The organism is Desulfocurvibacter africanus subsp. africanus DSM 2603, from assembly GCF_000422545.1.
In the GTDB taxonomy this organism is placed as follows: Bacteria; Desulfobacterota; Desulfovibrionia; order Desulfovibrionales; family Desulfovibrionaceae; genus Desulfocurvibacter; species Desulfocurvibacter africanus.
This window is the reverse complement of the sequence record NZ_AULZ01000002.1, coordinates 382,766-396,115: the sequence shown is the minus strand read 5'-3', so window position 1 is coordinate 396,115 and position 13,350 is coordinate 382,766. Positions and strand designations below refer to the sequence as shown.

The following is a 13,350-nucleotide window of genomic DNA, read 5'->3' as shown; positions in this document are numbered from 1 at the left end:
AAAAGAGTGACTGATGTAAGTATTGACAGCATTAACTAAGCTATCAACTTTTTTGGAAAAACTGCACCCCAATACTCAAGATATCCTATTCTAAATATCCTGCCCCATTAATCATAGCCAGATTAATTGGCGAGTGGTTTATTGAAATGCTTAAGATTTCCAACCGTAAAAGGAGGGAAGCATGCCAGCAAGACCACTCGTAACCCTTGCCCTATTCGGTTTGTTGCTCCTCGGTGCTTGGCCTGCTTTGGCGCTCCATGTCGAGCAGCGCGACGAGGTCTCCTACCTGCGGGGGCGGTACAACTTCGCATTCTTCGAGCGCCACCACGACAGCTACCAGATCTCGGCGGCCATCCACTTCGCCCACGGCATCCAGCACGACATCCTGGCCCTCAAGCCCATCGGCGCACACGCCGAAACCGACGCGAAGGCCGACGCCGACTACCTGAATATGCTTTACGACCCGCCCCGCACCGAGCCGACCATGGAGCTCTTCGGGCCGTACACGGCCCAGTTCGCCTGGCGGCTTCTGCGCAGCATCGACTGGACGCACATGCACCACGAGCAGACCTACGACATCCTCTCGGACGCCGGCATCGCCTGGAACGACAAGAAGGGGTGGACCGACCGGTCCGTGGCCTACTATCTGGAGAAGCTCGACCTGCCCATGAGCTGCGCGCCGCTCGACGTGACCATGCGCCGCGCCGCGCCGCTCATGAAGCCCTACTTCACGCTCTTCCGGAACTACTACCCGCAGTCGAACAACTTCTTCTACGCCGCGCACTGGTGGCACCCGGTCATCTACGAGGCGCTCATGCTCTCTGGCAACGGAGAAGCCCAGCACACCATGCTCGGCCAGACCGACAGGACCTACTTCGAGCAGGTGCTGAAGGACAGGCCCCGGCGCATGCTCCTGTCCCGCGAGGCCATGCCGCGCTATAGCCGCATGTCGCCCGAGTCGGCCAACATCTTCGACAACCTGCACATGCTCCACGGCATCGCCTACGACATCCTGTCCTACGACAAGTGGAGCCCGGCCGAGCAGCGCGAGGAGCTGTACCGGGTCATCAGGGCCCTCAGCTACCAGCCCGGCGACGAGCAACTCACGCGCAAGTTCCCCATTCCCCACCCGGACATGGACCCGCGCGTGTACTCGGAGTGGATGCGCGGCGTGGACGGCGAGATGAACCGCATCATGTACGAGATGATCGACGAGATGATGCCGGTCATGATGCCCGAGGGCATGAACATGGACGACTCCATGAATAGGCGCATGCGCGAGCAGGCGCGCATGAAGCTCGCGCCAGGCCTGGAGCAAGGCGAGAAGCCCGGTTCGCTGCATGACGCTATGAAGGCCATGATGCCGAACATGAATATGTCGCCCGAGGCCATGCGGCCCGGCGGCGAGCCCACGAAGATGTCCCAGGCCATGCTCCAGGGCTGGCAGCGCAAGTACGGGGACATGCCAGACGTGCAGCCCATATCCATGAACACCGAGCCGACGCCGCCGGTCACGGCCGCCGCAACCGCACAGTAGGGAGGATATGACCATGCTCAAGATAGGCGCTCAAATCGCCACTACCTCTATGACAGCAATTCTTCTCCTTGCGGCCATGCTCACGATCCCGGCGATCGCACGAGCCCACGATCACCCACAGGTTGACGACAATATCCCTCTGCGCGTGGAGGATGCCTACGCCACGCCTTACCGCAACCGTGAGGTCCAGGGTGTGTTCCGCTACGAACGCACGGACAAAGGTGAGGATCGTTTCCTCCTGGAGCCTATTATCGAGGTGGGAGTGTGGCACAACACCGAGGTTGAACTCTCAGCGCCGTTCTACCTTGGCGATGCCGACGACCGGGGCAGTGGGGACATCAACCTGTCTGGGCTCTACAACTTCAACCAGGAAGGGCTCTGGCTGCCGGCGCTCGGCCTCAAGGGCAAGCTGACCTTCCCTTCGGGCGAGGACAGCGAGGGCGTAGACACGGAGCTCAAGTTCCTGGCCACCAAGACCCTGGGCCGCACCTCCTGGCTCAACCAGCTGCACGTAAACGCGTCCTGGTTCTACAACAACGAGCGACTCGACGACGAGCGCGAGCACTACTGGGCCGCGGTCCTTGGCTGGAGCGCGCGGCTCACCACCGACCTCATCTTCGTGGCCGATGTCTGGCGCGAGGCGACCAAGATCAAGGACGAGGAGCAGAACGTGGCCGAGATCGGCCTGCGCTACATGCTGCGGCCCAATCTGGTCATCGCCATTGGAGGTGGCCCCGGTTTCGGCGACGAGTCGCCCGAATTCCTGACCACCACCGGCTTCCAGTATTCATTTTAGTTCGCAAGAAATGACTGGATCGACAGGGAGGCTCAGTTATGCTGAGTCTCCCTTTGCGCTACCCGCAAGGCTCACAGCCAAACCATCGATCATGGAGTACATCCGCAAAGGCGAGATAATCCGTAGGTCCGTAGGAGCGTGAACGGATCAAGCAGGACCTTCAGGAGTGAGCGCCTCAAGCCGAGAGGAGCGGACGCATGGACCACCGAGATCATGAACACAGGCATCATGAGCATGAGGCCGAGAAGCAGGCTGACGCGCGCGAGCCCGTGGCCGAGCGCTCCGTGCATGGCACTGCCCAGAAGCGCAAGCACGAGCACGCCGGCCCAAAGGACCATGGCAGCCACCACGAGCACATGGTCGCCGACTTCCGTCGCAGGTTCTGGGTCTCCCTCGTCCTGACGCTGCCCATCCTGGCCGTTTCGCCCATGTTCAAGGACCTTGTCGGCCTGGAGGACTTCCTGCGCTTCCCAGGGGAGATGTACGTCCTGCTCGGCTTCGCCTCGACCGTGTTCTTTTACGGGGGCTACCCCTTCTATACAGGACTGTTCAGGGAGTTGCGCGACCGCCGACCGGGCATGATGACCCTCATCGGGCTGGCCATCGGCGTGGCCTACTTCTACAGCGCGGCCGTGGCGCTCGGGCTGCCTGGGGCGACCTTCTTTTGGGAAGTGGCGACGCTCATCGACGTCATGCTCCTGGGGCACTGGCTCGAGATGCGCTCGGTCATGGCCGCGTCTTCGGCCCTAGAGGAACTGGCCAGACTGCTGCCTAGTACGGCGCATCGCCTCTCGGAAGACGGCGGAACCGAGGATGTGGCGGTGGACGACCTCGTCTCGGGCGATCGCATCGTCATCAAACCGGGCGAGAAAATTCCGGCCGACGGCAAGATCGACAGGGGCGAATCCTCCATCAACGAGTCCATGCTCACCGGCGAGTCCACACCCGTGAGCAAGGGCCCCGGCGGCAAGGTCATCGGCGGCTCGGTCAACGGCGAAGGCTCGCTTACGGTGCGCGTCACCCAGACTGGCGAGGAGTCCTATCTTTCGCAGGTCATCAATCTGGTCAAGCAGGCCCAGGAGAGCAAGTCGCGCTCGCAGCACCTCGCGGACCGCGCAGCCCTGTGGCTGACCATAATCGCCCTGACCGCCGGCACGCTGACCATGATCGCCTGGTGGTTCCTACTTGGCCGCGAATTCGTGTTCGCCCTTGAGCGCACCGTGACAGTCATGGTTATCACCTGTCCGCACGCCCTAGGGCTGGCCGTGCCGCTGGTTGTGGCCGTGTCCACGGCGCTGGCGGCGGGCAACGGCTTTCTCATCCGCAATCGCGGGGCGTTCGAGCGTGCCCGCAACCTGGACGCCGTGCTTTTCGACAAGACCGGCACCCTGACCATGGGCGAGTTCCGCGTGGCCGAGACCGTGCCCCTGGAAGGGACTTCGGAAGAGGAACTGCTGCGCCTGGCGGGATCGGTGGAGGCCCACTCCGAGCACCCCATCGCTCGCGGCATCATGGCCTCCCTGAAGGAGCGAGGCATCGAGCCAGCGGACATGGAAAACTTCCAGGCCCTCAAGGGCAAGGGGGCCAAGGCCCTGGTGGACGGGCGCGAAATCGCAGTGGTCAGCCAGGGCTACCTTGACGAGCAGCGCATGGAGACGCCAAAGTCCATTGCGAACCTCTTCTCGGGCGGCAGGACCGTTTCCTTCGTGCTCGCGGACGGCCGGTTGTTAGGCGGGATCGCCCTGGCGGACAAGGTGCGCGAATCCTCCAAGGGAGCGGTGGCCCGCCTGAACGAGATGGGCGTCAAATGCATCATGATAACTGGCGACAACGAGGCCACGGCCGAGAGCGTCGCCCGGCAAATCGGACTGGACGAGTACTTCGCGCAGGTGCTCCCGGACAAGAAGGCCGAGAAGGTCAAGGAGGTCCAGGGCCGGGGGCTAGTCACGGCAATGGTCGGGGACGGCATCAACGATGCGCCCGCACTAGCCCAGGCAGATGTGGGCATCGCTATCGGTGCGGGTACCGACGTGGCCATGGAGACGGCAGACATCATACTCGTACGCAGCGACCCCGGAGACGTGGCGGCCATCGTCGGCTTGGCCAAGAAGACTCACCGTAAGATGATCCAGAACCTCCTCTGGGCCACGGGCTACAACGTGTTCGCCATCCCGCTCGCCGCCGGCGTCCTCGCGCGCTGGGGCGTCGTGCTCAGCCCCGCCGCCGGGGCCATCCTCATGTCGCTGTCCACGGTCATTGTGGCTATCAACGCGCGCCTGCTACGATTCGACCGAAAGGTGTAACCAGCTGGCGGACCGGGTGCCGGCCAATTCTTGTTGGCCGCGAGGCCACAGGACTCGCGGCCGATTCAATCTAGCCGTGCGAATGGCCGCTTACGTGGTAGTTCTTAAACTCATCTGCATTGAGCGTTCCGTCTCCGTCGGCATCGGCCTTGGTGAATGTATCCTTGTCCAAAGTTAGGCCCGCTTGCTGCACCTCACTCTGGGTGACTTTCCCGTCCTTGTCCGCATCGACACCCTCGAAGTTTTTGGCCGCGTAAACGGTGGAGACGAGCAGCGTGGTCGCGAAAAGGGCTACGAGAATGCTCTTCATGACTGTTACCTCTGTGTTTATAGACCAGTGCGCACCTTGATCATCCGTTGCCGTCACTGGCGACATCCCGCAGTTGTTGGGCCAGCGCCGCCAAGTCTCCTACGGCTGAATGGGCGTGGGTCATGCCCTCGGCCGTCTCGGAAGAGATGCGGTTTACCTCACTCACGTGACGGTTGATCTCTTCGCTGGCCTTAGACTGTTCCTCCGAGGCGGTCGCGATGGAGCGTATCTGATCCGTTGTCGCGTCGACGAGCGGCACGATCTCGTCCAGCGCCTCACCAGAGCGTTTGGCCAGTTCCGCGGCGTGCTCCACGGCCTTGGCCGATTCCTCCATGCTGCCGATATTGCGCTCAACTCCCGCCTGGATGGCCTGGATGGCCTGCACGACTTCCTTGGTCGCGTGCATGGTCTTTTCCGCCAGCTTGCGGACCTCGTCTGCCACTACGGCGAAGCCCCGGCCGGCCTCGCCAGCGCGGGCCGCCTCGATGGCCGCGTTGAGCGCCAGCAGGTTTGTTTGGTCGGCAATGTCGGAGATAACGTCGATGATCCGGCCGATATCCCCTGCCTGAGTACCAAGAGCGGAGATATCGCCCTTGAGGATATCGGCCAGCCGCGATACGGCATTGATGGCCTGAACCGAGTCCTTGACTATAGCCGAGCCTGCCTGGGCCTTGCGCCTGGCCACTTCGGCCTGCTCAGCGGCCTGGATCGCGTTTCTGGCCACCTCGAAGATGCTTGCATTCATCTCTTCCATTGCCGTTGCGGTCTCGGCCATCCTGCCCTTCTGGTGCTCCGCGCCTGCGTTCACCTGCTCGACCTGAGCCGAAATTTCTTCGCTCGTTTGGGCAATACGTGCCGAGGCCTGGCCTATCTCGCTGTTGATTCTCTGGAGATTTGCCAAGCTTGCCTCGATCTCCTGCTCTTTGGTGACGACGTCGGTCATGTCGCGAGCCAGTTCGAGAAAGCCGATCTCCCGGCCTAACTTGTCGCGCACAATATCCACAAACGGCTTGAGGACGCGTTTTCGGCCAGCCTGAACGCACTCGATGAGCTGCCCATCGGAAGCAGTTTCCCCGCGCATCAATCGGCGGACCGGGCAGGCATCCGTTGAGCATGATGATGATCCGAGCACATCGGCGCAGTCCTTGCCCAGCACCTCCTGTGGAGAAAGCTTGAAAGAGCGGGCAGTGGCCTCGTTGGCGAGCACGATCTTCATGTCCCTGTCCACGAGGTGAAGAGGGTCCGGGATGGAATCGAGCACGGCCCGGTTGAGCGCAAGCATGGTGTCGACTTTGTCCAGCAGGACATTGAATGCGGCTCCCAGCTCACCTACCTCGTCGCGAGTGTCGGCTTTGATGCGCAAGGACATATCTCCCGCCGCTATGCCGCGGGCAGTCGCCGCGATCTGGTCGATGGGCTTGGCAATGAGTCTGTTGAGGAGGAAAGCCGTGAGGACTGCCAGCGCCAGGGCGATTCCGCCGGACACGATCAACACCAACCGGACTGTGTCGATGGCGCTGACCACGTCGGCGCTCTTGCCTTTGACGACTTCCGTCTGTCGGCTCCTTAACTCCACCACTTTGGCTTCCAGCTCGCGCGCCAGAGTTTCGAGCCGTGCGCCAACCTTATGGCCTTCCTCCATCCCTTGGCTTTGAAATACCTTGACCATATCCGTGCCCAGGTCAAAAAAGCGCAGGAAGGAATCCTCGATTTCCTGACTCTTGCGGACAAATTCCATGTTGCCCATCCGCCGGAACATGTCCTTGAATTCGTTTATGTTCTTGAGGAACTGCTTTCTCTGCTCGTCAAGCCTCTTTTGGTACACGCCTTCATGATCATGGGCCGTGGATGCCGTGGAGAAGGTCAGCTGCATACGCAGCAAGGTCTTCTCAAGATTATCGGCCTGGAACGCATAGTCCAGATAATGATCCGCGACGGCCATGGACTCCTGGTCGGCCTTGCCAAGGAAGGGCATGAGCGCGAGAGTGCATAGCAGGATGATCAGGAGGATGGCCCCAAATCCGAGGCCGAGCTTCATGCCGATCTTCAGGTTCCGTACGGACATCAGCCGTCCCCTTGGAGGCGTGCGCAGGGATGGTGAACAAACGGAACGTCCCAGCTTTGGAAAGCGCGAGTCTTGAACGTCCAGTCAAACCCGGTGCAGAGAGCGCAGCGTTTGCTGTCTGCACAAGGCTCACGATCCATGGCGAGCCCTATTTCAGATTATTCAAGTAGACTTTCAGGAAACCTAACAGGCCAAAGAGGTGATGGCAATCCTTTTACGGCGGGTTCCTTCGTCGCAAGGCCCATCCGGCGCACATAGACAACGGAGCACATGACCGCAGGCCGCAAGGCAGAGCGCATGCTTCTGGAAGCACACCAAGCGTAGGGATCTATCCCTCCAAAACCTCGCGCATGCGCCAGTATTCTTCATCGCTGATTTCACCCCGGGCAAATCTTTCCTTAAGCAAAAGTAGGGAATGATCCCGGTCCCGATTGAGGACGCTCCTTTCCTTGAAGACACCGAAAGCACGCAGCACGAGCCAAACAAGGCCGACCATGAGCAGGAGCTGTATTAACAGACCGAACAGGCCCCCGCCCGGAAAGTGAAAGAAGCTGCCCAGCCCCGTTCCCCATTGGCTGCAACCAAACATATGTCCGCCCTCCTGATGCTTTCACAATGCAAGGGGGAGCCAGGCTCCCCCTCGATGTGGCGTGCGACTGTTACCAACCGCAATTGGCGTATCCGCTTCCGTGTCCCAGACCGTGCCCCGCACCATGAGCCGGCAGGTTGTACTCGCGGGCCTTGAGGGCCAGTGCGACCTGCTTGTCGGCCACGCTACAGCTCAGTTCGCGGATCTTGGCCTCGTTGGGCTTGGGCTGGGCGAGCTGGGCATTCAGCTCGGCCTGGGCCGCGTAAAGTTCATTGCGTAGCGTGCCCGTCTCAGTCAGAAACTTCTGCTGCTCGGGCGAGGCGGCCACGCCATGCCCCCATCCGAGACCGCCATGATAGGCCTGGACCTGGGTACCGATGAAGCCCACGGACAGGATCAGGGCAAGAGCGAAGATAACTTTACGCATGGTATATCTCCTTCGAGGTGATTTCGTCGTTGGTTAACGCTTTGCGGGAGCTTTGGTCGCGTCCGCCACCGGGACATTCACAGTGTTCAGAGCCAGGCCGGGGCATGCGCCGTACCCGGCGGTGTTCCCTTTCATCATATGGTTGCCGTTCATCATGTGGCCGCCCATCATATGGCCTCCACCCATGTGGCCCATGCCGCCCATCATGTGACCGCTCGTGCTGGCGGTTCCCTGCATGCCGTAGCTTTGTCCTCTGGCGAAAGCCGCTCCGGCGGAAAGGGTCAGGGTCAGGGCCAGAGCCGTGATGATCGCGATGCTTTTCATAATCGTGCCTCCTTGTGGCGTTTGATTTTCTATGAGCACGCGTTGTGCCAACTCGCAGCCACAATATTTAATCTTTAGAATACAAATATTTAGATGAAGAGTGGTTAGATTGAGCAGGCTGTCGCTCTTGCTTTTTCTCTGTGGAGTGTTCATTTTGTTTTCGCTGCTTTGACCTGCTGTTTAATTTTTGAACATACCCCTGATCACAGGACGATCCAGATGATTTTAAGGCGACTCAAGGCAATCCCACTCGGGGCTCAGGCCTCGCCCTGGCTGATCATCGGCTTCTCACTCATCCTCGTGGCCGTGGTCACAACCCTTGCCGTGGTCAATGCGCACCGGGAGGAGCGCAATGTCCGGCAAATCCTGCTCGACAAGGGCGGGGCGCTCATCCGGGCCTTCGAGGCCGGAGCCAGAACCGGCATGATGGGCCATCTTGGACAGGGGGCGGAAGTACAGACGCTGCTTGAAGAGACCGCCCAGCAAGAAGGCATCCTCTACCTCGTACTCACGGACCAAAGCGGCCGTATCCTGGCCCACAGCGACCGAGAGCGCATCGGCGAGCGCTTCATGCCCCAGAGCGCGTTCTCCGAACTGCGCCCATCTCAGGATGAGCAGTGGCGCATGGCCCCGTTGGGTGGTGGGGCCGAGGCGTTCGAGGTGTATAAAAATTTCACCCCGCTTGAGGGCGGAGCGGGCTCACATGACATGAACACGGGCATGGGAGAACAAGGGCATCACGGAGGGAATGCCAGCGGCTTCTGGTGCGCGGGCGACACCCAGTGGCCGCGCCGGGTCCAGCCGGGCGTCGCGGAGGAGGAGCCGATCATCTTCGTTGGCCTGGACCCCGAGCCGTTCGAGCATGCCAGATGGCAGGACCTACGCATCACCCTGATCATCTCGGCCGTTCTTCTTCTGCTCGGCTTCGCGGGCGTGGTCTCACTCTACTGGGCCCAGTCCTACCGGGCCTCGCGCAGGCTCCTCCAGGACACGCGCGCTCTGGCCGCCGAGGTCGTCTCCAGCCTTCCGGCGGCGCTGCTCGTTCTCGACCCGCAGGGGCGCATCAGCCTGGCCAATGAGTCCGCCGAGGAGCTTTTTGGCACCCGTCACTGCGAGCTTGTCGGCAGGCCCGTTCAGGAGGTGCTGCCTGCGGAACTGGGCAGACTCCTGGACGATACCGGCGCGACCCACTCCGCTGAGGCCATCGAGCGTGAGCTGGATGCAACCATCCCTGGCCGCGGCCGAGTGCCCGTGAGCGCAAGCGTCTCACGCATCGTTACCGAGGACGGGCATGGCGTGGGCACTGTGCTCACCCTGCGAGACTTGAGCGAAATACGTCAGCTCCAGGAGGAGCTGCGCCGCAAGGAGAAGCTCGCGGCCGTTGGTCGGCTGGCCGCCGGCGTGGCGCACGAGATCCGCAATCCCTTAAGCTCCATCAAGGGCTTCGCGACCTACTTCGGCGGCCTGTTCGAGGAGGGCAGCGAGAACAAGGAATCCGCGCGCATCATGATCCGCGAGGTGGACCGGCTCAACCGGGTCATCACCGAGCTGCTCGAATACACGCGGCCCATGGAGATCAAGCCCGCGGCCGTGGACGTAACCGACCTCGTGGCGCACAGCCTGCGCCTTGTGCGCGAGGATGCCCGCGTCTCGGGCGTCGATGTGCGCTACACCCCGAACGGTCCACTTCCGGCCAGGCTTGATCCCGACCGCATATCCCAGGCACTGCTCAATCTTCTGCTCAACGCCATTCAGGCCATGGACACGGGCGGGGCACTGGATGTGGGTCTTGCTCGCAAGGGTCGCCACCTGACCATTTCCGTGCGCGACACAGGCAAGGGCATCGCCCCGGAGGACGTGGGGCGCATCTTCGATCCCTACTTCACGACCAAGCCCAAGGGCACGGGCCTTGGGCTGGCCATCGTCCAGAAAATCGTCGAGGCGCACGGCGGCGAGATCGCGGTTGAGAGCGAGCCGGGCCAGGGCAGCACGTTCACCATGATGCTGCCGGACCAGGCTGGAACGACAAGCGAGGCGGCATGAAACCGAAAGTGCTTATAGTGGATGACGACCAGGGCCACCTGGCCATGCTGGCCACCATGGCCAAGGGCTGGGGCTACGAGGTCGAAAAGGCCGAGGACGGCCTGCAGGCCGTGGCCAAGGTCAAGGAGAGGGCCTTCGACGCCCTGCTCATGGACGTGCGCATGGCCAGGCTTGGCGGCATCGAGGCGCTCAGGGAGATCAAGGAATACAACCCGGCCATCCCCGTGCTCATCATGACCGCCTACTCCTCGGTTGAGTCGGCCAAGGAGGCGCTCAAGGCCGGGGCCTACGACTATCTGACCAAGCCGCTCGACTTCGACGAGTTGCGCATCACCCTGGAGCGCGCCCTGGACCACACGCGCCTGCGCGAGGAGAACCGGGTCCTGCGCCAGCGCATGGACTCAAACAGTATCCAGCCGAATATCATCGGACGCAGCCAGTCCATGAAGGAGCTTCTGGACATACTGGCCATGGTTGCCCCGACCGAGGCCACGGTGCTTGTGACCGGCGAATCCGGCACGGGCAAGGAGCTGATCGCCAAGGCCGTGCATGCCGGAAGTCCGCGCAAGAACGGCCCGCTTGTGGTAGTCAACTGCGCCGCTTTGGCTGAATCGCTCCTCGAATCCGAACTCTTTGGCCACGAGAAAGGTGCATTTACTGGTGCGGACCGCCGCCGCGAGGGGCGTTTTCAGCAGGCGCATCATGGCAGCATCTTCCTGGACGAGATCGGCGAGATCTCCCAGGCCATGCAGGCCAAGCTTCTGCGGGCCATCCAGGAGCGGGAGGTGCAGCGTGTCGGCAGCGACAAGCCCGTGAGCGTGGATGTGCGCATCATCGCGGCCACCAATCGCGATCTGCGCAAGGAAGTCGAGGAGGGGCGCTTCCGCGAGGACCTCTTCTACCGCCTGAACGTGGTCACCCTGCGTGTGCCGTCACTTCGGGAGCGCAAGGAGGACATCCCGCTGCTCGCCCAGCACTTTCTTGAGCGCTTCGCCAAAAAGAACCGCAAGACGCTCAAGGGCTTCACGCCCCAAGCCATGGACGCCCTGCTACGCCATGACTGGCCGGGCAATGTGCGCGAGCTTGAGAACGCCGTCGAACGTGCCGTTATCCTGTCCCTGGGCGAGTACGTCAGCGAACGCGAACTGCCGCTGCTCGTGGCGGGAGAGGGCTCGACCGAAACGCAGCCACACCTTGCTCTCAACGGTGATCGCTCCCTGGAGGATGTCGAACGAGAGGCCATCCTGGCGACCCTGGATAAAACCGGCGGCAACAAGAGCGAGACGGCGCGAATTTTGGGCATCACTCGCGCAACCCTGCACAAGAAGCTGAAGCAGTATAGGCGGGAATGATACCACTGTCTTGAATGCTGACAATGCTTACGAATGGTTTGACCAGATTCCGGATCAGTTTCATGGTTACTATCAGAATTTTTTGTGCCTACGGAATCGTCTTCATACTGCTCTCCAGAAATCCAGGAATTGACCACATCCCTGGTCAACGTTCAGCGAACTCTGCAACCAGCCTTCAGAGACTGGGAAGGACACGTTTGTCAAGAAACCGCTTCGTCTCCCTTGTGCACCGAAGGGTCAAACTCGCTTTCCAGAAGAGGCAGAGTTTTGCGAATCCGGCGATAACTACTCGCCGCGCTCGCGGCCTTCCTCCTGGAGGATCTTTACCAAGCCCTTCACATGGCTGAACACCAACTCCCGCCTTCTTGCGTCCAATCCCTGAAGCATGTCGGCGATGCGTTCCACAAGCGCCGATGTGCCCCCTTCATTCTCACGAAAGAGATCCGTCACCGGGCATTCCAGCGTATCGGCAATGATCTGAAGCCGCTCAAACTTCGGTGCGATGCGGCCCTTTTCCATGCGGGAGAGAGACTGCTGGCCGATGCCGATCCGCTCGGCCAATTCTTCCTGCGTCAAGCCCAGTCGCTTCCGCTTGTTGTAAATATTCCTGCCCACCAGCCGGGTGAGCATATTGGTATCGCTCGTCACTCGCAGGTCTCCTGTTACGCGTTTTACGCATATTTTCAGGAGACACAGCTGGGAATACAGGTGTTAAAAAGCGTATTGTGTTGACGTAAAAAGCGTATCCATATAGTCTCCAACACACAGAGTACATGTTGCGCGTGCCAAGCTCCATGCTGGCTGGTTTGTCGCGAAGGTAGGCTGTTTCGAGCCTGTTAGGCGACCCTTAATTGCTACGACTTGCCATCCACGGACTGAAAGGTGCGCTTGCAGCCAAGTGCATGATCACCGCTCGGCCTCGGCCAGAGACTTCATGCCGGAATAACAGACGACTGCTTCTACGCTCCACCCTTGTACAAATTCAGCGTGGTGTGCATTTTATTTTACATATACGCTATTCAAGAATGCCCATTATTACAGCCAGGAGGACTACTACCATGCAGGAAGGCCAGAAAGTCAACCAATTGCGTGTGTTTTACTTGGTTATAGCCATTCTCTTTTCAGGATTTCTAGCTTTTACTCCAAATGAAAAGAACCACCTTGGGTTCTTCGCAAAATTGCTTTTCCTCATTTTGGGCAGTGGGCTTGGCTATATTGGAGCCCTTGTTGGTGATGCGGTCAGAAAGTTTGCACTGCCTGATGCTGTTTTTACCAATGGCGGAATTGGTCAACTTATCAAGACGAAGCTTTTTTGGATGATTGGACCGCAATTCGTTGGGATAGTTGCTGGATCTTTTGTTGGTCTTGGCATTATCCTCGCGATATTTCAGTAGAAAAACATTGGTGTTGCACATTCAGTAACAGACTACCCAGGCGACCACCCGATTTCCATGCTAAATGCGGTATGCCGGGATGACCCGGGTAGTCTCGCAATGAGTCAAACGATTCTGCTCGCGCAAAAATGTGCACGGATTCATTTATGCGAAAGCCAGCAATTGTCTACCAGACTGGAGGACAAAATGTTTTGCTTTGGCATGCTATCC

At 60.2% G+C, this 13,350-nt stretch carries 12 protein-coding genes; 6 read left to right on the top strand and 6 right to left on the bottom strand.

The features are described 5' to 3' along the window. The first annotated feature begins 181 nt into the window (after positions 1–181). From H585_RS0104025 to H585_RS0104015, 3 genes are all read left to right on the top strand, one after another. Positions 182–1,537, top strand: coding sequence for a hypothetical protein (locus H585_RS0104025; RefSeq protein ID WP_027366854.1), 1,356 nt, complete (start codon positions 182–184; stop codon positions 1,535–1,537). 13 nt (positions 1,538–1,550) lie between these two features. Continuing rightward, positions 1,551–2,333: a transporter gene (locus H585_RS0104020; protein WP_244432472.1), complete on the top strand. Its 783-nt coding sequence runs from the start codon at positions 1,551–1,553 to the stop codon at positions 2,331–2,333. Between the two features lie 197 nt (positions 2,334–2,530). Beyond that, a complete protein-coding gene (locus H585_RS0104015) occupies positions 2,531–4,636 on the top strand; it encodes a copper-translocating P-type ATPase (protein ID WP_027366852.1) in 2,106 nt (701 codons plus the stop codon). Between the two features lie 70 nt (positions 4,637–4,706). Here the strand turns inward: H585_RS0104015 and H585_RS20780 are convergent, their stop codons facing one another. From H585_RS20780 to H585_RS23410, 5 genes are all read right to left on the bottom strand, one after another. Further along, entirely contained in the window at positions 4,707–4,946 is a 240-nt protein-coding gene (locus H585_RS20780; RefSeq protein ID WP_102046939.1) for an EF-hand domain-containing protein, read from the bottom strand. A gap of 40 nt (positions 4,947–4,986) precedes the next feature. Next, on the bottom strand, positions 4,987–7,011 hold the full coding sequence (locus H585_RS0104005; protein WP_034627074.1) for a methyl-accepting chemotaxis protein: 2,025 nt from the start codon (positions 7,009–7,011) through the stop codon (positions 4,987–4,989). A gap of 328 nt (positions 7,012–7,339) precedes the next feature. Beyond that, entirely contained in the window at positions 7,340–7,600 is a 261-nt protein-coding gene (locus tag H585_RS23610) for an SHOCT domain-containing protein (protein WP_051182922.1), read from the bottom strand. Positions 7,601–7,670: 70 nt separating this feature from the next. Beyond that, positions 7,671–8,027, bottom strand: coding sequence for a hypothetical protein (locus H585_RS0103995; protein WP_027366849.1), 357 nt, complete (start codon positions 8,025–8,027; stop codon positions 7,671–7,673). A 33-nt stretch (positions 8,028–8,060) separates the two neighbouring features. Continuing rightward, complete coding sequence (locus H585_RS23410) at positions 8,061–8,351, bottom strand: hypothetical protein (protein ID WP_027366848.1); 291 nt, start codon at positions 8,349–8,351, stop codon at positions 8,061–8,063. A gap of 219 nt (positions 8,352–8,570) precedes the next feature. Between H585_RS23410 and H585_RS0103985 the strand changes: the two genes are divergently transcribed. Together H585_RS0103985 and H585_RS0103980 are read left to right on the top strand one after the other, a co-directional pair. Beyond that, entirely contained in the window at positions 8,571–10,394 is a 1,824-nt protein-coding gene (locus H585_RS0103985; protein WP_051182921.1) for an ATP-binding protein, read from the top strand. Then, positions 10,391–11,746: a sigma-54-dependent Fis family transcriptional regulator gene (locus H585_RS0103980; RefSeq protein WP_027366846.1), complete on the top strand. Its 1,356-nt coding sequence runs from the start codon at positions 10,391–10,393 to the stop codon at positions 11,744–11,746. Before H585_RS0103985 ends, H585_RS0103980 begins: the two co-directional genes overlap by 4 nt. Positions 11,747–12,031: 285 nt before the next feature. Here H585_RS0103980 and H585_RS20775 read toward each other — a convergent pair whose 3' ends face one another. Continuing rightward, positions 12,032–12,394, bottom strand: coding sequence for a helix-turn-helix domain-containing protein (locus H585_RS20775; protein WP_081678587.1), 363 nt, complete (start codon positions 12,392–12,394; stop codon positions 12,032–12,034). Positions 12,395–12,804: 410 nt separating this feature from the next. Between H585_RS20775 and H585_RS22990 the strand changes: the two genes are divergently transcribed. Then, entirely contained in the window at positions 12,805–13,140 is a 336-nt protein-coding gene (locus H585_RS22990) for a hypothetical protein (protein WP_138708161.1), read from the top strand. Positions 13,141–13,350 lie beyond the last annotated feature (210 nt).

What these genes read in the sequence shown, in the direction of transcription:
- H585_RS0103980 (WP_027366846.1), top strand. Translation starts at nt 10,391, where the DNA reads ATGAAACCGAAAGTGCTTATAGTGGATGACGACCAGGGCCACCTGGCC.
- H585_RS0104020 (WP_244432472.1), top strand. Translation starts at nt 1,551, where the DNA reads ATGCTCAAGATAGGCGCTCAAATCGCCACTACCTCTATGACAGCAATT.
- H585_RS0104005 (WP_034627074.1), bottom strand. Translation starts at nt 7,011, where the DNA reads ATGTCCGTACGGAACCTGAAGATCGGCATGAAGCTCGGCCTCGGATTT.
- H585_RS23410 (WP_027366848.1), bottom strand. Translation starts at nt 8,351, where the DNA reads ATGAAAAGCATCGCGATCATCACGGCTCTGGCCCTGACCCTGACCCTT.
- H585_RS0103985 (WP_051182921.1), top strand. Translation starts at nt 8,571, where the DNA reads ATGATTTTAAGGCGACTCAAGGCAATCCCACTCGGGGCTCAGGCCTCG.
- H585_RS20780 (WP_102046939.1), bottom strand. Translation starts at nt 4,946, where the DNA reads ATGAAGAGCATTCTCGTAGCCCTTTTCGCGACCACGCTGCTCGTCTCC.
- H585_RS0104025 (WP_027366854.1), top strand. Translation starts at nt 182, where the DNA reads ATGCCAGCAAGACCACTCGTAACCCTTGCCCTATTCGGTTTGTTGCTC.
- H585_RS0104015 (WP_027366852.1), top strand. Translation starts at nt 2,531, where the DNA reads ATGGACCACCGAGATCATGAACACAGGCATCATGAGCATGAGGCCGAG.
- H585_RS22990 (WP_138708161.1), top strand. Translation starts at nt 12,805, where the DNA reads ATGCAGGAAGGCCAGAAAGTCAACCAATTGCGTGTGTTTTACTTGGTT.
- H585_RS0103995 (WP_027366849.1), bottom strand. Translation starts at nt 8,027, where the DNA reads ATGCGTAAAGTTATCTTCGCTCTTGCCCTGATCCTGTCCGTGGGCTTC.
- H585_RS23610 (WP_051182922.1), bottom strand. Translation starts at nt 7,600, where the DNA reads ATGTTTGGTTGCAGCCAATGGGGAACGGGGCTGGGCAGCTTCTTTCAC.